Below are 23,327 nucleotides of genomic sequence, written 5' to 3'. Positions count from 1 at the left end.
TCCATCAAGCCCCGTTGACCGCGCTCCATGGCCATGCCATGGCCACTCCAGACGCGGGTGTAGCTCAATGGTAGAGCAGCAGCTTCCCAAGCTGACGACGGGGGTTCGATTCCCCTCACCCGCTCCAGATTTTCCTAAGCATCTGAAATGGCGCGTAAAAATGGCGCACCCCAAGGAAGATGCGATTGCTGCAGGCCAATCCTACATCCCTAGCTCGCTCAATCCGGGATGATCGTCGGGTCGGCGCCCCTGCGTCCAGTGGAATTTCCGGTCGGCTGCGCTGATCGGTGCATCATTGATGCAGGCAAGCCGTCGCTGCATCAGGCCGCTCTCGTCAAATTCCCAATTCTCGTTGCCATAGGAGCGGAACCAGTTGCCGCTGTCATCATGCCATTCATAGGCGAAGCGCACCGCGATGCGGTTGTCGGCAAATGCCCATAATTCCTTGATCAGCCGATAATCCAGTTCGCGCTGCCATTTGCGCGTCAGGAAGGCGATGATTGCGGAGCGGCCATTGACGAACTCGGCCCGGTTCCGCCACTGGCTGAGCGGCGTATACGCCATGGCGACCCTCGCGGGATCGCGACTGTTCCAGCCATCCTCGGCCAGGCGCACCTTCTGTGTCGCGCTCTCCAGGGTGAAGGGTGGCAGCGGCGGTCTCACATTGTCCATCATGCGTCTCCCATCTTGGCAAGGCGATCCTGCAGCGCCCTATTTTCGGCTTCCAGTTGCGCCATCCGTTCATGCAGCGGCCGGACCGCCTGTTCGATCTCGCGCTCAGTGAAGCGCGGCGTGATATGCTGCGGGCAATTCCAGTCGAACGCCTCCAGCCGCAGCCGGAAGATGCGTTCCGCCCGCGCCTTGTAATCCTTGTCCATGACAAGATCGGTGAGCGCCGGATCGGCATCGAGCGCCAGCTTCTCGACATGGACATAGATTTTCAGCCGGGCGCGGCGGGGATAGTCCATCAGGATCAGGCAGGCCCGGTCGTTCGCGGTCAAGTTACCGGTGCTGATATATTGGCGGTTGCCGCGATAGTCGGCAAAGGCCAGCGTCCGGTCGTCGACCAGCTTGAGGAAGCCGGCCGGGCCGCCGCGATGCTGGACATAGGGCCAGCCATCCTCCGACACGGTTGCCATGTAGAAACTGTCGCGGGCCGCCAGGAAATGGGCTTCATTGTCGGTGAAACGATCAAAGGCGCGATTGCCACTGAACGCCGCCCAATGGGCGTCCGCGCCCATCTCCGCCTGCGCCGCGCGGACGCTCGGCGTGGTGGCGATATCCAGAAAACCGTAGGACATGGTCTATCTCCCATCATCCGTCCGTTGCGGGGCCATGCATCACCATGGCCCCGCCGGGGGTTCAGCGCACCGCGACCTTGCGATCGAGGAAGTCGCGGATCAGCGGCGCCATTTCATCCAGCTTGTCTTCCAGGGCGAAATGGCCGGTATCGAGAATATGCATCTCCGCGTCGGGCAGGTCACGCTTGTAGGGATGCGCGCCGGGTTCGGGGAAGATCTTGTCATTCTTGCCCCAGACGATCAGCGTCGGCGGCTTGCGTTCGCGGAAGAAGGCCTGGAATGCCGGGTAGAGCGGCACATTGGTGCGATAATCGTAGAACAGGTCGAGCTGAATATCCTTGTTGCCCGGCCGGTCGAGCAAGGCCTGGCCCTGCACCCAATTGTCGGGGCTGATCCGCGACAGGTCGCGCACGCCATCGGTATATTGGAATTTGGTGGCGTCGAGGCCGACGAGCCAGGCCTGCGCCTCGCGATCCTTGGCCGACCCGCTCTGCCAATAGGTCTTGATCGGATCCCAGAAGGCGCCCAGCCCTTCCTCATAGGCATTCCCGTTCTGCACGATCAGCCCGCTGACCCGCTCGGGATGCTTGAGGGCGAGGCGGTAGCCGACCGGGGCGCCATAATCCAGGACATACATGGCGTAGCGCCGGGCGCCGATCTTGCCCATCAGCGTGTCGACCATGTCGGCATAATGGGCAAAGCTGTAGGTGAACTGGCGATGGTCGGGCGCGTCGCTCTGGCCAAAGCCCGGATAGTCGGGCGCGATCACATGATAGCGGTCGGCCAGTAGCGGGATCAGGTTGCGGAACATGTGCGACGATGTCGGGAAGCCGTGGAGCAGCAATACCACCGGGCCGTCGGCGGGGCCGGCTTCGCGATAGAACATCTTGACGCCATCGATCGTGGCGCTGCGATAATGGACCGTGGTGGCCGCGGGCTGCGTGGCAACGGCGCTGGCGGGCGCGGCGATCGCGTCGGCCGAGGCAGTGATGCCGGCGGTCGCCAGCAGCATCGAAATGACCAGTTTCTTCATCATGTCCTCCACCCTGTTGGGGTCGCTGAGCAAGGGCTTCAGCTTCTGGAGACAGAGATAATCCTTGTCCTCATTCCTGATAATTCGGGAAAACTGGAAGTCATTATTCCTTATGATGGAATAATTGTCATGCCTGCTGGAACAGAGGATTGGCCCGCAGCCGATCGACCGCCAGATCGACGAAGCTGCGCACCTTGGCCGCCGCCCGCCGCCCTTCAGCGTGGATGACATGGATCGGCAGCGGCTTTTCCATATGCTCGTCCAATATCGTGACCAGCCGCCCGGCCGCCAGTGCCGGCTCGACCTGATAGGACAGCACGCGGGTCAGCCCCCAGCCCTGCTCGGCAGCGGCGATCGCCGCTTCATTGGTGTTGCAGAAAAGTTGGGGGTGGACGGTGACGCTGCTCCGGCCCTCCGGCCCGAAATGCCATTCGGGGGAGGCCCATGCCCCGGTCGGGCCGATGATGCGATGATGGACAAGGTCGGCCGGGGTCCGGGGCATGACATGCTGCTCGAAATAGGCCGGCGCGCCACAGATGACCCGCCGCACCGTTCCCACCCGAATGGCGCTGAGCTCCGAATCCGGCAGATGGCCGATCCGGATGGCGACATCGATGCCCTCCTCGACGATGTTGACCAGCCGGTCGACGAACAGGCTGCGCCCGGTCACCGCCGGAAAGCGATCCAGATAGTCGAGCAGGATCGGCAGCACGTACATCTGGCCGAAGATCACCGATCCGGTGACGATCAGCGTGCCGGTGGGATTGCCATGGGCGCCCGCTGCCGCTGCGTCCGCATCCGCCATGTCGGCCAATATGCGGCGGCAATCGTCCAGATAGCCACGCCCCGCCTCGGTCAGCTTCACCGATCGTGTCGTCCGGGTCAGCAACCGCACGCCGATCTCATCCTCCAGCGCGGAAATTGCCCGCGTGACCGCCGGCGGGCTCAGATGCAATTGCCGCGCGGCTTCGGCAAAACCGCCGGTTTCCGCCACGCGGACGAATATCTTCATGGCCTGCCAGCGGTCCACTATACCCTCCGAACGTCACCTGATCGCAGATGTGCGCGCAACGCCACGGGCCGGTCAATCTTCCTGCGGGAAGCGGTCGGCCAGCGGCGCCGCCAGCACGGGATAGGACAGGCCGTCCCTGTGCGGCAACCAGGGCAATATCCGCGCCAGCCCCAATGGGCCGCGATCACCCCGCGAGGGTAGGGCTGAGCAGGATGCCGACCAGCAATCCGGACATCACCGTGCTGACCGATGCACTGCGCTTTTCCGGCGGGGACAGATGCGCAGCCAATGGAACCAGTTGCTGCGCGACGCTGACCGCAAGACCAAGCGAAATCGATGCGACAAGCAGGAACAAGCCCGATGGCGCCATGACGGCCGCGCTTGACCATTGGGTGCATCTGCTCAATCCTGCACCGGTGAGCGAAGCCATCGTCGATCCCGCCCCGTCCCGTACCGGCCCTTGCGTGGTGCTGCCGGCGCGCCCTGAAGCAATCCGGCTCGATGCCGCGACGACAGCGCTGATCGTCGTCGACATGCAGAATGCCTATGCCAGCAAGGGCGGCTATGTCGACGAGGCCGGCTTCGACGTCGGCCCGGCCGCCGGCGTCATCCCCCGGATCGCCGATGCCCTCGACGCGGCGCGCACCGTCGGCATGCCGGTGATCTTCCTGCAAAATGGCTGGGACGCCGCCTACACGGAGGCCGGCACGCCGCTGTCTCCCAACTGGCACAAGTCCAATGCGCTCAAGACCATGCGGGCACGGCCGGACCTGGCGGGCAAATTCCTGGCGCGCGGCGGATGGGACTATGAACTGGTGGAGGCGCTGGCGCCGCACGAGAACGATCTGCGCGTCCACAAGCCGCGCTATTCCGCCTTCTTCAACTCGCAACTGGATAGCGTGCTGCGCGCACGCGGCATCCGTACCCTGGTCTTCACCGGCATCGCCACCAATGTCTGCGTGGAATCGACCCTGCGCGACGGTTTCCATCTCGAATATTTCGGCGTGCTGCTGGAAGATGCGGTGCATCATCTGGGGCCGGATTTCATCCGCGAGGCGAGCCTTTACAATGTCGAGAAATTCTTCGGCTGGGTGAGCAATGTCGCCGATTTCCGCACCGCCGTCGGCCAGCTTCCGCCCAAGGAGATCTGATGCCCTTCGAACCGATCAATCCGCCCCAGTTCCCGACCCCGATCGCCCCCTATTCGGCGGGTGTCAGGGCCGGGATACGATCTATGTCTCGGGTGTGCTGGCGCTGGGCGAAGGCGGCACGGTGCTGCATGTCGGCGACGCCGCCGCGCAGACCCGCCATGTGCTGGACGTCATCAGGATCACGGTCGAGGCAGCCGGCGGCACCATGGCCGACATCGCCATGAACCATATCTTCCTCAAGGATCTGGGCGATTACGCGGCCTTCAACGCCGTCTATGCCGAATATTTTCCCGGCGACAAGCCGGCGCGCTACTGCATCAGGTGCGATCTGGTGAAGCCCGATTGCCTGGTCGAGATCGCCTCGGTCGCGCATCTTGGCTGAGGCCGCCGGCCTCTATCATGAAACCCACGGGCGCGCGGACGCCCCGCCGCTGATCCTGTCGAGCGGGCTTGGCGGATCGGCCAGCTATTGGGCGCCGAACATCCCGGCGCTGGCCGAGCATTTCCACGTCATTGCCTATGACCATCGCGGCACCGGCCGCAGCGACCGGACATTGCCGGAAACCACCTCGGTCGAGGATATGGCGGGCGACGTCATCGCCCTGATGGATGCTCTGGGCATCGGCAGCGCGCATTTCATCGGCCATGCGCTGGGCGGCGCGATCGGCATGGAACTGGCGATCGCGACCTCTCGGCTCGACAGCCTGATCGTCATCAACGGCTGGCGGACACTGTCACCCCATACCCGCCGCTGCTTCGAAACGCGGCTGGCCCTGTTGCGCCATGCCGGTGTCGAGGCGTTCCTGCGGGCGCAACCGCTGTTCCTGTTCCCGCCGGACTGGATCGCGGCCCATGACGATGCGCTGAAGGCTGAACTGGCGCATCATCTCGCCACCTTCCCCGGCGCGGCCACGATGGAAAAGCGGATCGCCGCCGTGCAGGCCTATAGCCCGCACCTGCTCGACCTGACGGCCGTCGCCAAGGTGCTGGCCATCGCCACCCGCGACGATTTTCTTGTCCCTCATGCCAGCGCCCTCGATGTCGCGGCGCCGATCGCATGGGCCAGGACTGCCAGCTTCGATTGGGGCGGCCACGCCTGCAACGTGACCGACCCGGATGCTTTCCATCGCCTCGTCCTCCCCTTCCTCAGGAGTTGAAGCCATGCAGGTCGGCGTTTTCGTTCCCATCAACAATAATGGCTGGCTGATCAGCGAGAACGCCCCGCAATATCTGCCGAGCTTCGACCTCAACAAGGAAATCGCCCAGCGCGCCGAGAAACATGGCCTCGATTTCCTGCTGTCGATGATCAAGCTGCGCGGTTTCGGCGGCAAGACGCAATTCTGGGAATATGGGCTGGAAAGCTTCACGCTGATGGCCGGCCTTGCTGCGGTGACGGAGAAGATCAGGATCTTCGCCACCTGTCCCACGCTGATCATCCCGCCCGCCTTTGCCGCGCGCATGTGCAACACCATCGACAGCATCAGCCATGGTCGCTTCGGCCTCAACCTCATCACCGGCTGGCAGCCGCCCGAATATACGCAAATGGGGCTTTGGCCGGGCGACGAGCATTTCCGCAACCGCTACGACATGCTCGACGAATATGCCGGTATATTGCGCGAACTATGGGAAACCGGCCGTTCGGACTTCAAGGGCCGCTATTACCAGATGGACGATTGCCTGGTCCGCCCCCAGCCGCAGGCGGACATGAAGATCATCTGTGCCGGATCATCGGAGGCGGGCCTCGCCTTCTCGGCCAAATGGGCGGATTATGCCTTTTGCCTCGGCAAGGGCGTCAACACACCCACCGCCTTCGCCTTCAACAATGACCGGCTTGCAAAATTCGCGGCGCAGACCGGCCGCGCCGTGTCGGTGTTCGTGCTGATCATGGTGATCGCGGCCGAGACGGACGAGGAAGCCATGGCCAAGTGGCAAAGCTATAATGACGGCGTCGATATAGAGGCGATCGCCTGGCTGGCCGATCAGGGCGCGAAGGACACCGTCAACACCGACACCAATGTCCGCCAACTGGCCGCGCCCGAAGGGGCCGTGAACATCAATATGGGCACGCTGGTCGGCAGCTATGCCAGCGTAGCGCGGATGCTGGACGAAATGGCGCAGGTACCCAATACCGGCGGCGTGCTGCTGACCTTCGACGACTTCGTGGAAGGGGTGGAGGCCTTCGGCACCCGCATCCAGCCGCTGATGAAGAGCCGCGCCGAAAGCGACCGACATTCCCAATCTTCCCACAGAAGTTAACGAGCAAAGCCGTTGGCAGCCGGGATGCCGGGATGCACGCCTCCCCCTTTCCCACCACGGCAATTCCGCATAATTGTCCAAATCCCGCGCGCCCTGGCCACGACGCGGGCGCCATGTCCCTCTAGCGTGACCCAAGGAGACGCCGACCCGCATGGCTGCGTCATGGCGGGAGGATCAACAGGGTGGCGAGCATGGATGCGCCGATCGTCGGCACATATCGCACCGTCCGCTTCCGCGCCGGGCCGGTCGATGCGATCGCGAGCGATGTCGATCTGCTGATCGGCGGCATGCCGGTCCTGTCCGCCACGAGCCGGATCGATCCTGGCGCCTGCGCGCTCGACGCCGCCCTGTCAGGCACCTTGTCGCAATTGCGCGCGGGCGGCCTGTTCGACGGCAGGTTCGGCGAGACGATGATCCTGTCCAGCCCGCCGCCGCCGGTGCGCTGCCGGTCGCTGATGATCGTGGGCATGGGGGAAATCGACGATCTGGATGCCGAACGGCTGGGCCGGCTGGCCGCCGTGGCGATGCGCGCGGCGCTCCGGCTCAACAGCTGTTCGATCGCCTGCCTGCTGCGGCTGCTCGATCCGGCGGCAACGAAGGTCGCGCAACGCGCCGCCGCCCGTGCGATGATGGCCGGCGTGCTGGCGGCGCTGGACGCCTATCTCTCTCCCGGTCCCGCTCCCGGCCGGTTCGCCGGCCTGAACTGGACCTTCGACCAGCCCGACAGCGCCGCCGACGTGCTGGGCACGATCATCGCACAATGGCCGGCCGCGCCGCGATGAGGCACGACTATCGCATGGACTTGGGAAGCGGAACACGCCACTCTGGCGCGATGCAGCCCGGTCCGATCCACAGCCACGACATGCAGCCTGCGATCGCCCCCATATCGATCCTGGTGGTGGACGATCATGCGCTGCTGCGTGAGGGCGTGCGGGCGATGCTGGCGACCCAGGCCGACATGCGGATCGTCGGCGAGGCGGACAATGGCCGGCGCGCGGTAGAGGAATATGCGCGGTTGCGCCCCGACATCGTGCTGATGGACCTGCAGATGGCGGAAATGCCGGGGCTCGACGCGATCGCCGCGATCCGGGCCATCCATCCCGACGCCCGGATCATCGTGCTGACCACCTATTCGGGCGATGGCCGCGCGATCAAGGCGCTGCGCGCAGGGGCGATGGGCTATCTGCTCAAGGCCAGCCTGCGCAAGCAGTTGCTCGACGCAATCCGGTCCGTGCATCTGGGCGGCAAGCATCTCGATGCCACCGTCGCCACCGCGATCGCCCTGCATGTGCTGGAAGACCCGCTGACCGAACGCGAGATCGCGGTGCTTTCGCTGGCCGCCTGGGGCAACAGCAACAAGCAGGTCGCGGCGCGACTCGATATCAGCGAAGAGACGGTGAAGGGCCATATGAAGTCGATCTTCTCGAAGCTCGACGCGACCGATCGCACCCATGCGGTGACGCTGGCGATCAAGCGCGGACTGATCGACCTCTGACGACACGGCGCGCGGGCGCCCCCTTTGTATCGGAATGATCGCTAACATGTCAGCCTGATCCAAGATCGGGCGGCGACGGACAGCTATGATCGCGCGCGTCAGGCCAGTGACTGACCATTTCTATTTTTTAGAACAAGTCGGTGCATTTTATCTGGATATTTCGGATCAGGCACGCCGGCTAACACTGTCTTCACAGCAGCGACGACTGCTCGAAACCAAGGAGCCGACCCATGACGATCACCGCCACGCCGACGCCGGGCAAGTCCCTCATCTCGCCGACCGACCACACTTTGGTCCTGATCGACTTCCAGTCGCAAATGGCCTTCGCCACCAAGTCGATCGCGCCGGAACTGCTGCGTAATAATGCCGCCCTCATCAGCCGCGCCGCCAAGTCGTTCGGCGTGTCGACCATCCTGACCACCGTGGCCGAAAAGAGCTTTTCGGGGCCGATGTTCAGCGAGATCACCGACGCCTTCCCCGGCCAGCCCCTGCTCGACCGCACCAGCATGAACACCTGGGAAGATGCCGCCGTGATCGAGGAAGTGAACCGCATCGGCAAGGAGCGGATCATCTTCGCCGGCCTTTGGACCAGCGTCTGCATCGTCGGCCCGGTCGCCTCCGCGATCGACCAGGGCTTCGACGTCTATTTCATCGCCGACGCCTGCGGCGACATCAGCGAGGAAGCGCATGAGCGCGCCGTGCAGCGCATGATCCAGCTCGGCGCCAAGCCGATGACCTCGCTCCAATATATGCTGGAACTGCAGCGCGACTGGGCGCGCACCGAAACCTATGAGTCCACCACCGGCATCGCCAAGGAATTTGGCGGCGCATACGGCCTGGGCATCAAATATGCGAAGGCCATGTTCGGCGCCTCCGAAGGCGGCCACTGACCTGCGCCAGGGGCCGGCGGTGCCTCCCCCTATCCCCATGCACCGCCGGCCCCTTCCCCTCTCCCCTTTCCCCACCCGAGCAAAGGAAATCCCCATGAGCTTCGTGACCACGGATGACGGCGTCGACATCTTCTTCAAGGACTGGGGTCCAAAGGACGCCCAGCCCATCATGTTCCACCATGGCTGGCCGCTGTCGTCGGACGACTGGGACGCGCAGATGCTGTTCTTCCTGTCGAAGGGCTATCGCGTCGTCGCCCATGACCGTCGCGGCCATGGCCGCTCGGCCCAGGTGAGCGAAGGGCATGACATGGCCCATTATGCCGCCGACGCAGCCGCCGTCGCCCGCCATCTCGACCTCAGGAACGCCATCCATATCGGTCATTCGACCGGCGGCGGCGAAGTGGCCGCCTATGTCGCCCGCCATGGCCTGCCCGAAGGCCGCGTGGCCAAGGCCGTGCTGGTCAGTTCGGTGCCGCCGATCATGCTGAAGACCGACCGTTATCCCGGCGGCCTGCCCATGGACGTGTTCGACGGGCTGCGCGCCGGCCTCGCCGCCAACCGTGCGCAATTCTTCCACGATGTCGCCGCCGGCCCCTTCTACGGCTTCAACCGCGACGACGCGGACGTGAAGCCGGCCGTCATCGACAATTGGTGGCGCCAGGGCATGATGGGCAGCGCCAAGGCCCATTATGAAGGCATCAAGGCCTTCTCCGAAACCGACCAGACCGACGATCTGACCGCGATCGCCGTGCCGACCCTGGTGCTGCATGGCGATGACGACCAGGTCGTCCCCTACAAGAATGCCGGCGTGCTGCAGGCGCAGATCCTGCCGAACGCGACCCTCAAGATTTACGAGGGCTATTCGCACGGCATGCTGACGGTGAATGCCGACGTGCTGAACGCCGACATCCTCGCCTTCATCCAGGCCTGATCGCAGACGCAGGAGACCGGCGATGAAAGTCTATCTTCTCTCCCTCGGCGCCGGTCTCCTGGTCGGCATCGTCTATTCGCTGCTGGGGGTGCGCTCGCCCGCGCCCCCGGTAGTGGCCCTGATAGGCCTGCTGGGCATATTGGTCGGCGAACAGATCGTGCCGATCGCCAGGCGCTGGGCCGATGCCCATGAACTGACCCGCTTCGTGCGCAACGAATGCCGCGACCATGTACTGGGCACGCTCCCGAACAATCGGGCCGACAATCAAAAGGGCGACGCGTGATTACCCGCCGCGACGCCATGGCCGGGGTGGCCGCCTCCGCCCTTCTCGCCCCCTTTCCTGCTCAAGCCAAGGACCGCCCCATGACCGACACGATCATCGTCAATGCCAAGGTGACGACCCTGGACCGGAGCAATCCGGTGGCGGAAGCGGTCGCCATCCGCGACGGCAAGTTCCTGGCCGTGGGCAGCGAGGCGGAGGTGCGCGCCGCCGCGCCGGACGCAACGGTGATCGATGCCAAGGGCCATCGCCTGATCCCCGGCCTGATCGATAGCCATATGCACATCATTCGCGGCGGCCTGAATTTCAACATGGAACTGCGCTGGGACGGCGTGCCGACGCTGGCCGAGGCGATGGATATGCTTAAAAGCCAGGTCGCCCGTACCCCCGCTCCGCAATGGGTGCGCGTGGTCGGCGGCTTCACCGAACATCAGTTCGCGGAAAAGCGCCTGCCGACCATCGCCGAACTGAACGCCGTCGCGCCCGACACGCCGGTCTTCATCCTGCACCTCTATGATCGCGCGCTGCTCAACGCCGCCGCGCTGCGCGTCGTGGGCTATACCAAGGACACGCCCAACCCGCCGGGCGGCGAGATCGTCCGCGACGCGGCCGGCACCCCGACCGGCCTGCTGCTGGCCCAGCCCAATGCGACCATCCTCTATTCGACCCTGGCCAAGGGGCCCAAGCTGCCGCAGGACTATCAGCTCAATTCGACCCGCCACTTCATGCGCGACGTCAACGCGCTGGGCGTGACCGGCGTGATCGACGCGGGCGGCGGCTTCCAGAATTATCCAGACGATTACGAGATCATCGAGAAGCTGCATCAGGACGATCAACTGACCGTCCGCATCAGCTATAATCTCTTCACCCAGAAGCCCAAGGAAGAGCTGGCCGATTTCTCCGGTTGGGTGAAGCAGGTGAAGCCGGGCCAGGGCGATGACCGCTATCGCCACAATGGCGCGGGCGAGATGCTGGTCTATTCCGCCGCCGACTTCGAGGATTTCCGCCAGCCCCGGCCGGACATGGCGCCCAGCATGGAGGGCGATCTGGAGCCGGTCATCCGCCTGCTGGCCGAGCATAAATGGCCCTGGCGCCTGCATGCCACCTATGACGAGACGATCGGCCGTGCCCTCGACGTTTATGAGAAGGTAAACCGGGATATCCCGCTTCAGGGCATCAACTGGTTCTTCGACCATGCCGAAACCATCAGTGACCGCAATATCGACCGGATCGCCGCGCTGGGCGGCGGCATCGCCGTGCAGCATCGCATGGCCTATCAGGGTGAATATTTCGTCGAACGCTATGGCGCCAAGGCGGCCGAGCGCACCCCGCCCATTTCCCGCATGATCGCGGCGGGAATCCCGGTCGGCGCCGGCACCGACGCCACCCGCGTCGCCAGCTACAATCCGTGGGTATCCTTGAGCTGGCTCGTCACCGGCCGCACCGTTGGCGGCTTTGCTCTCTATCGCGGCGACAATCGCGTCAGCCGGGAAAAGGCGCTGGCGATGTGGACGCATGAAAATACCTGGTTCTCCAACGAGATCGGCAAGAAGGGGCAGATCAAGGCCGGGCAACTGGCCGACCTCGCCTTGCTGTCGGCCGACTATTTTGCGGTACCGGAGGATCAGATCGTCCACATCCGATCGGTCCTGACCCTGCTCGGCGGCAAGGTGGTCCATGGCGAGGGCGATTATGCCCCGCTCGCGCCTGATTTGCCAAAGCCCATGCCCGACTGGTCGCCGGTCGCCACCTTCGGCGGCTATCACAAGACCCGCGAGGCGCGCGCGCAGCTGGCGTCGGCCTGTGGCTGCCATTCGGCCTGTGGCGTCCATGGCCATGACCATGCCGCGGCGCTGGGCGCCGATGTGCCGGCCGCCGATGTCCAGACCTTCTGGGGATCGCTCGGCTGCGGCTGCTGGGCCGTCTGACGATAACCGCAAATCATTGTCATTCCCGCGCAAGCGGGAATCCATCTCGCAACCAAGCCCGACGGCGCAACGCCCGGAGATGGATCCCCGCCTTCGCGGGGATGACGAGAAAGACTTCCTGCCTGGAGATAGTCCATGAAGCGCTTCGCCTTCCTATTCGCCGCCGCCGTCCTGATGCCTATGCCGGTCGCCATCGCAAAGCCCGCCGCCAGCGCCGATTATGCGGTCGGCCCGCAATATGACACCACCCATGTCTATGTGCCCGAAGGCCAGTTCGACGCCTTCGTCACCAGCTTCGTCGCAACCTTCGGCGGCACCACGTCCAAACAGGGCGAATTTCAGGTGACGCCGACGCCCAGCCTGACCAAGTCGCAGCTGGCGCTGACCCCGGCCGGCACCGTCTCCGCCTTCGGCTTCAAGACGCCGATCCCCTATCCGTTCGGCGATGAGCGGACCGGCTATCTGGTGAGCGACATGGACGCGGCCGTCGCCTCCGCGCTCAAGCATGGCGCGGTGCGCCGCATCACCACCTTCCCCGATCCCATCGGCCGCGACGTGGTGGTGCAATGGGCCGGCGGCGTGAACATGCAGCTTTACTGGCACACCGCCAAGCCCAGCTATCCCGCCCTCACCACCATACCGGAAAACCGCATCTACCTGACCACCGACGTCGCTGACCGGTTCATCAAGGACTGGACCGGCTTTGCCCATGGCAGGATCGTCTCCGACGACCGCGCCGCCAAGGGCGAGGAAATCGGCCAGCCCGGCAAGACCGTCCGCCGCGTCGCCATCGAGAGCGGCTATGGCAAGATGACCCTCTTCGTCTCGGACGGCCAACTCCCCTGGCCCTATGGCCGCGACATGACCGGCTATGAGGTCGCCGACATGGATGCCACGCTGGCCAAGGCGAAGACCGCCGGCGTCGAAACATTGGTCGCGCCGCAGAGCATCGCCGGTCGCCAGAGCGCGATCCTGCGCTTCCCCGGCGGCTATATCGCCGAAGTTCATGCGCCCGAGGCGAAGTAGGATGCGCGCCGACCGCGATCCCCGCTTCGTAGACGCGATCCTCGACTGGAAGCCGACCTGGTTCATCGCCCGGCTGCTGCTGGTCGGCGCTTATCTGCTGGGCGGCATCGTCAAGCTGGCGGACTGGCCGGCGGCGGTTGCCGAGCAGGCGCATTTCGGCATGACACCGCCGGCGCTCTGGGCGGCGCTCACCATCGCGATCGAACTGATCGGGCCGATCCTGATCCTGACCGGCCGCATGGCCTGGCTGGGCGCGGGGATGCTGGGCGTCTTCACCCTGCTGGCCGCCTTCACCGCCAACGCCTTCTGGACGATGCCGATGGGGCAGGAGCGGTTCATGGCCACCAATGCCTTTTTCGAGCATCTGGGTCTGATCGGCGGCTTCATCCTGGCGGCGCTGGTCGCCGAACAGGCGCAGCGCCGTGTGTAAAAAATCAGTCTGCCTTACCCTCTCGCTCTGCGCTTGCCCGCCGCTGGCCGCGCAGACGCGGGAGGCCTGGCAGGCGCCGACCCTGTCGATCACCCGCTATGACGAGGATTGGTCGGATCTGGCGGACGCGCAAAAGCGCCGCCATCACTGGACGGGGCAGTTCAAATATATCCCGCTGGGCGACGATGTCTGGCTGTCCACCGGCATCGAGCTGCGGCTGCGCAACGAAAATTATGCCGACAATCTCTGGGGCGGCGCCGATGCGCCCGACGACAGCTATTTATGGGCGCGGGCCATGCCCTATGCCGACCTGCATGTCGGCGCGCCGGACCGGCTGCATGCCCGTGCCTTTGTCCAGCCGATCGTCAGCCATGCGGTCGGTGTTGCGCCCTCGGCCAGCCCGATCGACCAGAGCCGGCTCGACCTGCTCCAGGGCTTTGCCGAAGTCGGCGCCGGCCCCGTCACCCTGCGCGCCGGGCGCCAGATGGTTTCGCTCGGCACCGAAAGGCTGGTCGGCACCCGCTATGGTCCCAACACCCCGCTGGCCTTCGACGGCGTGCGCGGCAGCCTGTCCCTTGGCGAGGGCCGCGCGCTCGACCTGTTCCTGCTCAACCCGGTCCAGCCCGGCCCCGCCAGTTTCGACGATCGCACGTCCGACACCCGCAGGCTGTGGGGCGCCTATGCGACGCTGCCGGATCTCGACCTCTATTATCTGGGCTATCGCAACCGCGCCGCGCGCTTCGGCGGGCTGACCGGGCGGGAGGAGCGCCACAGTCTCGGCCTTCGTTCGCATGGCGCGCGGGGCGACTGGCACTGGAATGTCGAGGGCGTCTATCAGTTCGGCCATTATGACCGGCAGCGCATCGCCGCCTGGACGATCGGCACCGAAGTCGGCCGCACCCTGCCCCACCTGCCGCTGTCGCCCGACGCCACCTTGCGCTTCAACATCGTGAGCGGCGATCGTGACAGCGAAGATGACAGGCTGGGCACGTTCAACGCGCTCTTCCCCAAGGGCAAATATTTCGGCGAACTCTCGCCCGTTGGGCCGACCAACATCGTCAGCCTCAATCCCCGGATCAGCGCGCCGCTGGGCGACGGCTTTTCCGCCAGCATCGCCGGCATGGCCTATTGGCGTTACGCCTGCAATGACGGCGTCTACGACATTCCCGGCAATCTGATCCGCGCCGCCGGCGACAGCCGCGCCCGCTTCATCGGCAAGGAAGCCGAAGCGACCCTCGCCTGGCAGGCCACGCCGGAACTGGAACTGTCCACTTCCCTGTCTCTTTTCGCGCCGGGCGCCTTCATCCGCCAGACCGGCCCGGCCAAAACCATCGCCATGACCGGCCTTGAAGCCAATTTCCGTTTCTAGATCCTGTGAGGAGCATCATCATGCCGCCAGCGTCCCAAAGCGCATCCCCCCTGCCCGGCCTGCTGTTGCTGCTGTCGGCGACGACCGGCCTGGTCGACGCAGTCAGCGTGCTGGGCCTGGGCAAGGTGTTCACCGCCAACATGACCGGCAATGTCGTGTTCCTGGGCTTCGCTGCGGCACAGACGCCGGGCTTCAGGGTGGCGCCCTATCTGGTCGCGCTGCTGACCTTCTTCATCGGCGCGCTGATCGCCGGCCGGGTCGGCCAGGGGCTGGGCAAACGCCCGCTGCGCCACTGGCTGACGGTCGCCGCGCTGATCGAAGCGGCATTGCTGTGGATCGCGGCGGTGGTCGCGCTGAACTTCCATGTGCCCACGCTCCAGCCCGCCGCCGGCCTGTTCGCGATCATCAGCCTGACCGCGATCGCGATGGGCTTTCGCAACGCCACCATCCGGCAGTTGAAGGTGCCCGACCTTACCACCACCGTGCTGACCCTGACCGTCACCGGCATTGCGGCGGATTCCAGCCTGGCGGGCGGCGCCAATCCCAATCTTGGCCGGCGGATCGCGGCGATCGTCGCCATCTTCGCGGGCGCGGCGGCCGGCGCGCTGATGGTGGTGCATATGGGGCTGGCGCTGCCGCTGCTGGTATCGGGCGCGATCGTGCTGGTCGGCACCCTGCTCTGCGTCCGCCACCCGGCCGCCGCCCTGCCCCACGGGGGCTGAAGATCAGGGCAGCGCCACCCGCGCGAACCGCCGGTCGGGCACGAACCAGAGCGCGACGACCAGCACATAGAGCGCGACCGCCAGCCAGCGGCTGACGAAGCTCAGGGGAATGGCCGCGCCATAAATGGCCAGCGTTCCCCACCCCTTCCAGTCCATGCCGAGCGCGCGGGCGAGCCTGGAGCCTGCGCCATTGCAGGCGATGATCGCCCGTTCGGTCAGGAAATAGCCGATCGCCGCCGCACCCAGCACCATGCCATAGGCCGCCGTCGCTCCGGTCGACCAGGCGCTCTCGTCCAGCCAGCGGATGACGAACGGGACCAGGCTGAGCCAGAAGAGCAGGAAGAGATTGGCCCACAGCACCCGCCCGTCGATGCGCGGGTTGAGCTGGAACAGATGATGGTGATTGTTCCAGTAGAGGCCGACATTCACGAAGCTGAGCAGATAGGCGATCAGCAGCGGCAGGCATTGCGCAAGATCGGCGAGCGATCCGCCGCGCGGCACCTTCAGTTCCAGCACCATGATGGTGATGATGATCGCGATCACCCCGTCGGTGAACGCCTCCAGCCTCTTGCTGTTCATGCCTGTGCCGCCAATGGCGATCCCTGCCAGGTCCGGCGCCAGGACAGCGGCGTGGTGCCCACCAGCCGCTTGAACAGCCGGGTCAGGTGCGCCTGGTCGGTCAGGCCGCATGCGCTGGCGATGTCCGACAGGCTGTGGCCGGTTTCCAGCATCAGCCGCTGTGCCCGGCGGATGCGCTGGCGGATGACATAGGCATGCGGCGTTTCGCCCATGCTGACCTTGAACGCGCGGCAGAAATGACCGGGGCTCAGGCACGCCACCAGCGCCAGTTCCTCCGTCACCAGCGTGCGGCCCAGCCGCGTCTCGACATAGGCCGTGACCCTGCGCAATTGCCAGCCGGCCAGCCCGCCGGTCGGCGGTGGGCAATGGCTGTCAGGACGTCGGGCCAGCATGGCGACTCCGTCTTCCGCATCCGTGCCCTGCCGCAGCAGGTCGCGCAGTTGATCGAGGCACAGGTCCGCCCGGTTGGGGTCGCGATGCAGCAGCATCTGCGCCCGCGTCAGCAGGTCCAGAAGCGGCGCGGCGTCGAACCGGTGCGGCAGGTTGGGGCGGGGGTTGAGACTGGCGATATCCGGCATGGCGGGAATGATGCGGCTGCGTCACGATTTCCCAAAGCCCGGATGGAGGGGGCGAGCGTCCCTCTAACGGGGGGCTTGTATCGCATCGGCCCGCAGCGCTACGGCTGTCGGTTCCTCCCGCCCCAAGGCCCCCATGTCGCGACCGAGCAGAAGATCATGAAATGCCGGGCGATCATCACGGCGATCGCGGCCATGCTGCTGGCCCAGCCGGGGCAGGCGCTGGACCCGAGCCAGTCGATCAGCCAGTTGCGCCACAGCCGCTGGACGCTGAAGGACGGGGCGCCGGGCAATGTCCGTGCGCTGGCGCAGGGCAAGGACGGCTATCTGTGGCTGGGATCTTCGACCGGCCTCTACCGCTTTGACGGCATCCGGTTCGAGCGCATGCTGGCCGATCGCGACGACCCGCGCCGATCCTTGCAGGTCACCGCCCTGCTGGCGGCGCGCAATGGCGACATCTGGGTCGGCCATGATTTCGGCGGCATCGCCCTCTATCGCGACGGCCATCTGCGCGACTCCAATCCCTGGCCGGCGCAGGGCGGCGTCGCCGGCATCGTGGAAGCGCGCGACGGATCAATCTGGGTCGCGGCCGAAGCGCGCGGCAAGATGCTGCTGTCGCGTTACCAGCATGGTCGCTGGCGCCGCTATGGCGCGCAGCAGGGCGTGACTGACGGCATGATGGGGCCGATGCTGGCCGCGTCGGACGGCAGCCTTTACTTAGCCCTGCCGCCGCACCTGCTGCGGCTGGCGCCCGGCGCCGCCCGCTTCGCCCCGCTGGCGATGCAGGTCGCCCCCTTCGCCGCGCTGGACGAGGACAAGGCGGGCCGGATCTGGCTGGCGGACGACAGCGGCATCCGGCCGATTTCCGGCGGGCAGGCCGCGGCCCGGCTCGATCCCGTCAACACCCCCTATGTCACCCGCCATATCCATGTCGATCGCCAGGGCACGGCCTGGATTACCGGTCAGAATGGCGGCCTGGCGCGGCTTCCTGCGGGCGGCGACAAGGTCGAGGTCGCGGCCGGGCACATGCCGCTGTCGCTCGCCGCGCTGGAGGACCGGGAAGGCAATATCTGGGTCGGCACCGAGACCGGGGTGGAACGCTATGCCGCCGCCAGCCTGATCGGCGCGGGCGAGGAGGCGCTGGTGACCGGCTTCGTCGCGCCGCCGCGATCGGCCCATATCTTCTATGCCGGTATCGGCGGCGTGTACCGCGTCGGGCCGGGCCAGCGGCAGCCCCGGCTGATCTTCCCGCGCGCCGACATTGGCGTGCTGTGCGGCGACGACCGGCAATTGCTGGCGATCAGCCTGGAAGGCGCCTTCCTGCTCGACCTGAACGACCGCGGCGATGTCCGCCGCACGACGTCGGTCGAAGGGCCGCTGTCGGTCAGTTGCGCACGCGACGATCGCGGACAGTTCTGGACCGGGATGGACCGGCTCTACCGGCTGGACGGCGGGCGGCTGGTGCCGGCGAGCGGCGCGGCGGGGCAGCCGGGCGGCACCATCACCCTGTTGCGCGCCGATGGGCATGGCGGCCTGATCGCCGGGCGCAGCCGGCGCGGGCTGCTGCGCATTCGCGATGGCGAGGAGACGGCGCTGCTGCCCGCCGGGACCAGCCCGATCGGATCGATCCTGACGTTGCGCGCGGATGGCGAAAGCTGGCTAATCGGCGGGATGAAGGGGCTGGCGCGCCTGAAGGGCGGCCGGTTGCAGTCATTGGGCGAACGCACCCATCCCTATCTGGCCGGGATTACCGGCATCGCCCGCACCGCCGATGGCTGGACCTGGATCAACGGCGCAACCGGTATCGTGCGGATGCGCAGCGATGCGCTGGACAAGGGCCTTGCCCAGCCCGATCGCCCCATCCCCTATCAGCGGGTCGGCCGGGAAGCCGATTATCGGGCGCGATCCAACCTGTTCGAGGCGAACGACATCGCCCTCGATCGCGACGGCCAGCTCTGGTTCGCCACCGATCAGGGCCTGGCCTGGACCGACCCTGCCCGGCTGGCTCGCAATGGCGTGCCGCCGCCCGTGGCGATCCGGTCGCTGCGGGTCGATGGCAAGGCCTATCCGCTGGCCGCGGGCCACATCGCCCTGCCCGCCCATAGCGGCCGGGTGCAGATCGACTATAGCGCCCTCAGCCTGACCGATGCGGCGCAGAACCGTTTCCGCTATCGGCTGGAGGGCAGCGGCACCGGCTGGTTCGATGCCGGGACGGAGCGGCAGGCGCTCTATACCAATCTGGCGCCGGGCCAATATCGCTTCCATGTGATCGCGGCGAACAATGACGGGGTATGGAACAGGCAGGGCGCAGCACTCGCGTTCGAGATCGCCCCAGCCTTCTACCAGACGCGCTGGTTCCGCATCCTGTGCGTCAGCCTGATCCTGCTGGCCGGCTGGCTGCTCTACCGCCGGCGCCTGCATGTCGTGACCGAACGGGCACGCAGCCGGGTCGAGGCGCAGTTGACCGAGCGCGAACGGATCGCACGGGAACTGCACGACACGCTGTTGCAGGGGTTCCAGGGGCTGATGCTGCGCTTCCAGGCGGTGGTCGAGTTGCTGCCGCGCGGCGAACGCGCCCGCACCGAGCTGGAAGGTGCGCTCGACCGGGCCGAGGATGTGCTGGTCGACAGTCGCGAGCGGGTCCATTCGCTGCGACAGGAATTGCAGCCGGTGGCGATGGCGGTCCGTCTGCGCGCGCTGTTGGACGAGATGGTCGGCGACCGGCTGGACTGGCGCGTCGAGGAGGCCGGCACCGTGCGGCTGGTCTGCGCCCCGCTCGCCGACGAGATGATGCGGATCGCACGCGAGGCGATCAGCAACAGCCTGCGCTATGCGGCGGCGCGGACCATCATCGTCGAGCTGCATCATGGCACCGACCGGCTGTCGCTGGCGATCATCGATGATGGCATCGGCCTGTCCGCAGCGGTGCTGGCGGCCGGATCGCGCGAAGGCCATTATGGCATGGTCGGCATGCGCGAACGGGCGCAACGGATGGATGGCGCGGTGGAGATCATCTCCACCACCAGGACCGGCACGACCATCCGCGTGACCGTGCCGGCCCGTGTCGCCTATCTGTGAGCGTCAGGCGGTGGCGGCACGCGGCGCGCCGCTGCGGCGGCTGAGCAGCAGCGCAATCAGCCCGAGGCTGGACGCAGCGGCCCCGGCGATCGCGACGAACGGCAGGCAGAGGCCGGCGGCAATCACAGCGCCGCCCAGCGCCGCGCCGATCGCATTGCCCAGGTTGAAGGCGCCGATGTTCATCGAGGATGCCAGATTGGGCGCATCGGCCGCCGCGCTCATCACCCGCACCTGCAGCGGCGGCACCAGCGCGAAGCTGGCAATGCCCCACAGGAAGATCAGCACCGCCGTCGACCCGGCAAAGGGCATGGCAAAGGCGAAGGCGATGAGGATCGCCGTCAGCGCAGCGAGAGTCACGATCAGCGTCCTGTCCACCGACCGGTCGGCAAAGCGTCCGCCCAGCCAATTGCCGATGGTGAGACCCACGCCATAGAGCACCAGCATCGCCGTCACGAAGCCGATCGAGCCATGAGTCTGATCGCGCAGGATCGGCGTGATATAGGTGAAGACGGTGAACATCGCGCTGGCGCCGACCACGGTGAGGCCGAGCGCGGCGAGCACCGGCCCGCGCATCAGCACGCGGAGTTCGGAGCGCGCGTCGCCCTCGGTCGGGGCCGGCATGTCGGGCAGGGTCAGGCGCAATGCCGCGATGGTGAGGACGCCCAGCGCCGCGATGCCCCAGAAGGCCGCACGCCAGCCCATGACTTCACCCGCCCAGGTCGCCAGCGGCACGCCGACGACATTGGCGATGGTCAGCCCCATGAACATGGCGGCGACCGCGCCGGCCTGCCGCTGGGGCGGGACCAGGCTGGCGGCGACGATCGATCCGACGCCGAAGAAGGCGCCATGGTTGAGCGAGGTGATGATGCGCGCGAACAGCAGCATCGCATAGCTGGTGGAGAGCGCCGCGATCAGATTGCCGACCGTGAAGATGGCGGCCAGGCCGATCAGCAGGGTGCGGCGCGGCAAGCGGCCGGTGGTCAGCGTCATCAGCGGCGCGCCCAGCATGACGCCGATCGCATAGGCGCTGATGAGCAGGCCGGCGGCGGGGATGGAGACGCCAAGGTCGGTGGCGATGACAGGCAACAGGCCCATCGGCGCAAATTCGGTGACGCCGATGCCGAAGGCACCGGCCGCCAGCGCGAGCAGCGGTGGATTGATCTTCATGATGCTCCTCCCGTCAGACAAGCGGCGGGTTCAGCCGGGCGAAACCGGCCTGTTGGTGATAGGGGGCGTGGGGATAGGCCGGCATCTGGTAGCTGGCCCGGTCGAGCCGGGCGACCTGATCGGCGGTCAGCGACCAGCCGACCGCACCCAGATTCTGGCGCAACTGTTCCTCGTTGCGGGCGCCGATGATGACCGACGACACGGTCGGTCGCTGCAACAGCCAGTTGAGCGCGACCTGCGGCACCGTCTTGCCGGTTTCCGCCGCAATCTCGTCCAGCGCGTCGACCACGCGATAGAGATGCTCCTCCTCCACCGGCGGCGCGAAGGCGGCGGTCTGGTGCAGGCAGCTCCCCTCCGGGATCGGCCTGCTGCGCCTGATCTTGCCGGTCAGGCGGCCCCAGCCGAGCGGGCTCCACACCAGTGCGCCGACGCCCTGGTCGGCGGCAAGCGGCATCAGGTCGGCCTCATAGGCGCGGCCGATCAGCGAATAATAGACCTGGTGGGCAACGAAGCGCGGCCAGCCATGGCGATCCGCCACGTCGAGCGCCTTCATCAACTGCCAGCCGGGATAGTTGGACACGCCCACATGGCGCAGCTTGCCGGCGCGGACCAGCCCGTCGAGCGTCGCCAGCAATTCCTCGACCGGGGTCGTCGCGTCGAAGGCGTGAAGTTGCAGCAGGTCGATATGATCGGTGCCAAGGCGCCGGAGCGCGGCTTCCACGGCGCCGATCAGCCGGTCGCGCGATACGCCCCAGTCATTAGGGCCATCGCCGGTCGGCAGGCCGAGCTTGGTCGAGATCAGAAGCTGGTCGCGCCGTCCCCTGATCGCCGCGCCCAGCACCTCTTCGGACGCGCCGTTTGAATAGACGTCGGCAGTGTCGAACAGGGTGATGCCGGCGTCGAGGCAGATGTCGAGCAGCCGGCGCGCCTCCTGCGCGTCGCTGTTGCCCCAGGCGCCGAACAGGGGCCCTGAGCCGCCGAAGGTGCCGGTGCCGAAACTCAGCGCCGGCACGCGCAGGCCTGACGCCCCCAATTGCCGATATTCCATCGTCATCCCTTTCCATTCCGTGATGGACGCATAAATGGAAGGCAGGACTCCCCGCGTTTAGAGGGGCGCAAGGCGAAGGATCTTTGCAATGGATGAAAAGATACCCTTTCATGCCGATCGGGCGCGGGCGCTGGAAACCTTTGCGACCGTGGTGGCCGAGGGCAGTTTTTCGGCCGCGGGGCGATTGCTGGGCCTCACCCCCTCCGCCGTCAGCCGCGCGGTCGACCGGATCGAGGATCGGCTCGGCGTCCGGCTATTGCTGCGCTCCACCCGCGCGCTGACGCTGACGGCGGAGGGCCAGGCCTATCTGGCCAGCGCGCGCCGCATCCTGGCCGACCTGGACGAGGCGGAACAGACGATCGCCGATCGCGGCGCGCCGCGCGGACGCTTGCGGGTCAGCGCCGCCCACTCCCATGGCCGGCTGTGCATCGTGCCGCTGCTCGGCGAATTTGCCCAGCTCTATCCGCACATATTGGTCGACATCAGCCTGAGCGACCGGCTGGTCGACATTGCCGGCGGGCAAGCCGATGTCGCGATCCGCTTCGGGCCGCTGGCCGACAGCCCGCTGACCGCCCGCAAGCTGGGCGAGAATGGCCGCGTCATCGTCGCCTCCCCCGCCTATCTCGCCCGGCATGGCACGCCGGTCGTACCGGAGGATCTGCACGATCATAACTGCCTGAACTTCAATTTCCGGCGGGCCGAACCGGTCTGGCCCTTCCGCAAGGACGGGCGCGACTATGCGCTGAGCGTGCGCGGCACGATCGAGGCGAATAATGGCGAAACGCTGGGGCAGCTGGCGGCCGATGGCGTCGGCATCACGCGGGTCGGCCGGTTCAGCGTCCAGCCGGAACTGGCATCGGGCGACCTGGTGCCGTTACTGGAAGACTATAATCCCGGCGATATCGAGACGATCCATGCCGTGTTCCTGGGCGGCACCAATGTGCCGGCACGGCTGCGCGTGTTCGTGGACTTCATGGCGGAACGGCTGACCCGACCTGCATCGGCGGCCTGAGCCAGGAGACGCCTATATATCCCCGCGGCGGACCAGTTGCCGGC

General features: G+C 66.3%; 24 protein-coding genes, 1 tRNA gene and 1 pseudogene. 17 read left to right on the top strand and 9 right to left on the bottom strand.

Translation table 11 applies throughout. The features are described 5' to 3' along the window. Positions 1-53 precede the first annotated feature (53 nt). Positions 54-127: transfer RNA gene (locus HH800_RS04030), tRNA-Gly, on the top strand. A gap of 74 nt (positions 128-201) precedes the next feature. On the opposite strand, the gene HH800_RS04025 is transcribed toward HH800_RS04030, so the two are convergent. From HH800_RS04025 to HH800_RS04005, 5 genes are all read right to left on the bottom strand, one after another. Next, complete coding sequence (locus tag HH800_RS04025) at positions 202-672, bottom strand: DUF1348 family protein (protein ID WP_169863232.1); 471 nt, start codon at positions 670-672, stop codon at positions 202-204. After that, the gene (locus HH800_RS04020; RefSeq protein WP_169860255.1) at positions 672-1,301 is read right to left on the bottom strand and encodes a pyridoxamine 5'-phosphate oxidase family protein; all 630 of its coding nucleotides are present in this window, start codon (positions 1,299-1,301) and stop codon (positions 672-674) included. Before HH800_RS04020 ends, HH800_RS04025 begins: the two co-directional genes overlap by 1 nt. 61 nt (positions 1,302-1,362) lie before the next feature. Then, the gene (locus tag HH800_RS04015) at positions 1,363-2,334 is read right to left on the bottom strand and encodes an alpha/beta hydrolase (protein ID WP_169863231.1); all 972 of its coding nucleotides are present in this window, start codon (positions 2,332-2,334) and stop codon (positions 1,363-1,365) included. A 127-nt stretch (positions 2,335-2,461) separates the two neighbouring features. After that, a complete protein-coding gene (locus HH800_RS04010) occupies positions 2,462-3,346 on the bottom strand; it encodes a LysR family transcriptional regulator (protein ID WP_235682014.1) in 885 nt (294 codons plus the stop codon). Positions 3,347-3,530: 184 nt separating this feature from the next. Beyond that, complete coding sequence (locus tag HH800_RS04005) at positions 3,531-3,716, bottom strand: hypothetical protein (RefSeq protein WP_169860253.1); 186 nt, start codon at positions 3,714-3,716, stop codon at positions 3,531-3,533. Here HH800_RS04005 and rutB point away from each other — a divergent pair. From rutB to HH800_RS03935, 14 genes and pseudogenes are all read left to right on the top strand, one after another. Continuing rightward, positions 3,715-4,497: a pyrimidine utilization protein B gene (gene rutB, locus HH800_RS04000; protein WP_235682013.1), complete on the top strand. Its 783-nt coding sequence runs from the start codon at positions 3,715-3,717 to the stop codon at positions 4,495-4,497. The two genes, HH800_RS04005 and rutB, sit on opposite strands and share 2 nt — an antisense overlap. Further along, positions 4,497-4,879 (top strand): annotated as a pseudogene (gene rutC / locus HH800_RS03995) (pyrimidine utilization protein C). The gene rutB and the pseudogene rutC overlap by 1 nt, the downstream one beginning before the upstream one ends. Then, positions 4,872-5,654 (top strand): pyrimidine utilization protein D, encoded by a 783-nt coding sequence (gene rutD, locus HH800_RS03990; protein WP_169860252.1) that lies wholly within the window; start codon positions 4,872-4,874, stop codon positions 5,652-5,654. The pseudogene rutC and the gene rutD overlap by 8 nt, the downstream one beginning before the upstream one ends. Before the next feature lie 4 nt (positions 5,655-5,658). After that, on the top strand, positions 5,659-6,753 hold the full coding sequence (gene rutA / locus HH800_RS03985; protein ID WP_169860251.1) for a pyrimidine utilization protein A: 1,095 nt from the start codon (positions 5,659-5,661) through the stop codon (positions 6,751-6,753). A gap of 191 nt (positions 6,754-6,944) precedes the next feature. Further along, on the top strand, positions 6,945-7,535 hold the full coding sequence (locus HH800_RS03980; RefSeq protein ID WP_169863229.1) for a M17 family peptidase N-terminal domain-containing protein: 591 nt from the start codon (positions 6,945-6,947) through the stop codon (positions 7,533-7,535). A 50-nt stretch (positions 7,536-7,585) separates the two neighbouring features. After that, on the top strand, positions 7,586-8,248 hold the full coding sequence (locus tag HH800_RS03975) for a response regulator (protein ID WP_017499786.1): 663 nt from the start codon (positions 7,586-7,588) through the stop codon (positions 8,246-8,248). Between the two features lie 230 nt (positions 8,249-8,478). After that, a complete protein-coding gene (locus tag HH800_RS03970; RefSeq protein ID WP_010338169.1) occupies positions 8,479-9,138 on the top strand; it encodes a hydrolase in 660 nt (219 codons plus the stop codon). Between the two features lie 94 nt (positions 9,139-9,232). Next, positions 9,233-10,069, top strand: coding sequence for an alpha/beta fold hydrolase (locus tag HH800_RS03965; RefSeq protein WP_169860250.1), 837 nt, complete (start codon positions 9,233-9,235; stop codon positions 10,067-10,069). 22 nt (positions 10,070-10,091) lie between these two features. Continuing rightward, positions 10,092-10,352 carry a XapX domain-containing protein gene (locus HH800_RS03960; RefSeq protein ID WP_097383020.1) on the top strand — a complete coding sequence of 87 codons (261 nt, stop codon included), beginning with the start codon at positions 10,092-10,094 and terminating at the stop codon, positions 10,350-10,352. Between the two features lie 80 nt (positions 10,353-10,432). After that, on the top strand, positions 10,433-12,277 hold the full coding sequence (locus HH800_RS03955; protein WP_169860249.1) for an amidohydrolase: 1,845 nt from the start codon (positions 10,433-10,435) through the stop codon (positions 12,275-12,277). Positions 12,278-12,412: 135 nt separating this feature from the next. Next, the gene (locus HH800_RS03950) at positions 12,413-13,303 is read left to right on the top strand and encodes a VOC family protein (RefSeq protein WP_169860248.1); all 891 of its coding nucleotides are present in this window, start codon (positions 12,413-12,415) and stop codon (positions 13,301-13,303) included. A 1-nt stretch (position 13,304) separates the two neighbouring features. Next, positions 13,305-13,733, top strand: a complete 429-nt coding sequence (locus HH800_RS03945) for a DoxX family protein (protein WP_169860247.1) — start codon at positions 13,305-13,307, stop codon at positions 13,731-13,733. Then, complete coding sequence (locus HH800_RS03940) at positions 13,726-15,102, top strand: alginate export family protein (RefSeq protein ID WP_169860246.1); 1,377 nt, start codon at positions 13,726-13,728, stop codon at positions 15,100-15,102. Before HH800_RS03945 ends, HH800_RS03940 begins: the two co-directional genes overlap by 8 nt. 20 nt (positions 15,103-15,122) lie before the next feature. Next, a complete protein-coding gene (locus tag HH800_RS03935) occupies positions 15,123-15,824 on the top strand; it encodes a YoaK family protein (RefSeq protein ID WP_169860245.1) in 702 nt (233 codons plus the stop codon). A 3-nt stretch (positions 15,825-15,827) separates the two neighbouring features. Here the strand turns inward: HH800_RS03935 and HH800_RS03930 are convergent, their stop codons facing one another. Then, positions 15,828-16,403 carry a TMEM175 family protein gene (locus HH800_RS03930; protein WP_017499794.1) on the bottom strand — a complete coding sequence of 192 codons (576 nt, stop codon included), beginning with the start codon at positions 16,401-16,403 and terminating at the stop codon, positions 15,828-15,830. After that, complete coding sequence (locus HH800_RS03925) at positions 16,400-16,981, bottom strand: helix-turn-helix domain-containing protein (protein WP_169860244.1); 582 nt, start codon at positions 16,979-16,981, stop codon at positions 16,400-16,402. Before HH800_RS03925 ends, HH800_RS03930 begins: the two co-directional genes overlap by 4 nt. Positions 16,982-17,056: 75 nt before the next feature. Here HH800_RS03925 and HH800_RS03920 point away from each other — a divergent pair, with 75 nt between their 5' ends. Next, positions 17,057-20,056, top strand: coding sequence for a ligand-binding sensor domain-containing protein (locus HH800_RS03920; protein WP_169860243.1), 3,000 nt, complete (start codon positions 17,057-17,059; stop codon positions 20,054-20,056). A gap of 3 nt (positions 20,057-20,059) precedes the next feature. On the opposite strand, the gene HH800_RS03915 is transcribed toward HH800_RS03920, so the two are convergent. Then, on the bottom strand, positions 20,060-21,223 hold the full coding sequence (locus HH800_RS03915) for an MFS transporter (RefSeq protein WP_169860242.1): 1,164 nt from the start codon (positions 21,221-21,223) through the stop codon (positions 20,060-20,062). A 13-nt stretch (positions 21,224-21,236) separates the two neighbouring features. After that, a complete protein-coding gene (locus tag HH800_RS03910; protein WP_169863228.1) occupies positions 21,237-22,271 on the bottom strand; it encodes an aldo/keto reductase in 1,035 nt (344 codons plus the stop codon). 88 nt (positions 22,272-22,359) lie between these two features. Here HH800_RS03910 and HH800_RS03905 point away from each other — a divergent pair, with 88 nt between their 5' ends. Continuing rightward, complete coding sequence (locus tag HH800_RS03905; RefSeq protein WP_169860241.1) at positions 22,360-23,283, top strand: LysR family transcriptional regulator; 924 nt, start codon at positions 22,360-22,362, stop codon at positions 23,281-23,283. Positions 23,284-23,327 lie beyond the last annotated feature (44 nt).

It is taken from the genome of Sphingobium yanoikuyae (assembly GCF_013001025.1).
Taxonomy (GTDB): Bacteria; Pseudomonadota; Alphaproteobacteria; order Sphingomonadales; family Sphingomonadaceae; genus Sphingobium; species Sphingobium yanoikuyae_A.
Note: the sequence above shows the minus strand (reverse complement) of the source record. Positions and strands in the feature narration are given on the sequence as shown.

Coding starts and splice junctions, on each gene's coding strand:
- HH800_RS04025 (WP_169863232.1), bottom strand. CDS start 672: ATGGACAATGTGAGACCGCCGCTGCCACCCTTCACCCTGGAGAGCGCG.
- HH800_RS04020 (WP_169860255.1), bottom strand. CDS start 1,301: ATGTCCTACGGTTTTCTGGATATCGCCACCACGCCGAGCGTCCGCGCG.
- HH800_RS04015 (WP_169863231.1), bottom strand. CDS start 2,334: ATGAAGAAACTGGTCATTTCGATGCTGCTGGCGACCGCCGGCATCACT.
- HH800_RS04010 (WP_235682014.1), bottom strand. CDS start 3,346: ATGAAGATATTCGTCCGCGTGGCGGAAACCGGCGGTTTTGCCGAAGCC.
- rutB (WP_235682013.1), top strand. CDS start 3,715: ATGACGGCCGCGCTTGACCATTGGGTGCATCTGCTCAATCCTGCACCG.
- HH800_RS04005 (WP_169860253.1), bottom strand. CDS start 3,716: ATGGCGCCATCGGGCTTGTTCCTGCTTGTCGCATCGATTTCGCTTGGT.
- rutA (WP_169860251.1), top strand. CDS start 5,659: ATGCAGGTCGGCGTTTTCGTTCCCATCAACAATAATGGCTGGCTGATC.
- HH800_RS03980 (WP_169863229.1), top strand. CDS start 6,945: ATGGATGCGCCGATCGTCGGCACATATCGCACCGTCCGCTTCCGCGCC.
- HH800_RS03975 (WP_017499786.1), top strand. CDS start 7,586: ATGCAGCCCGGTCCGATCCACAGCCACGACATGCAGCCTGCGATCGCC.
- HH800_RS03970 (WP_010338169.1), top strand. CDS start 8,479: ATGACGATCACCGCCACGCCGACGCCGGGCAAGTCCCTCATCTCGCCG.
- HH800_RS03965 (WP_169860250.1), top strand. CDS start 9,233: ATGAGCTTCGTGACCACGGATGACGGCGTCGACATCTTCTTCAAGGAC.
- HH800_RS03960 (WP_097383020.1), top strand. CDS start 10,092: ATGAAAGTCTATCTTCTCTCCCTCGGCGCCGGTCTCCTGGTCGGCATC.
- HH800_RS03955 (WP_169860249.1), top strand. CDS start 10,433: ATGACCGACACGATCATCGTCAATGCCAAGGTGACGACCCTGGACCGG.
- HH800_RS03950 (WP_169860248.1), top strand. CDS start 12,413: ATGAAGCGCTTCGCCTTCCTATTCGCCGCCGCCGTCCTGATGCCTATG.
- HH800_RS03945 (WP_169860247.1), top strand. CDS start 13,305: ATGCGCGCCGACCGCGATCCCCGCTTCGTAGACGCGATCCTCGACTGG.
- HH800_RS03935 (WP_169860245.1), top strand. CDS start 15,123: ATGCCGCCAGCGTCCCAAAGCGCATCCCCCCTGCCCGGCCTGCTGTTG.
- HH800_RS03930 (WP_017499794.1), bottom strand. CDS start 16,403: ATGAACAGCAAGAGGCTGGAGGCGTTCACCGACGGGGTGATCGCGATC.
- HH800_RS03925 (WP_169860244.1), bottom strand. CDS start 16,981: ATGCCGGATATCGCCAGTCTCAACCCCCGCCCCAACCTGCCGCACCGG.
- HH800_RS03915 (WP_169860242.1), bottom strand. CDS start 21,223: ATGAAGATCAATCCACCGCTGCTCGCGCTGGCGGCCGGTGCCTTCGGC.
- HH800_RS03910 (WP_169863228.1), bottom strand. CDS start 22,271: ATGGAATATCGGCAATTGGGGGCGTCAGGCCTGCGCGTGCCGGCGCTG.
- HH800_RS03905 (WP_169860241.1), top strand. CDS start 22,360: ATGGATGAAAAGATACCCTTTCATGCCGATCGGGCGCGGGCGCTGGAA.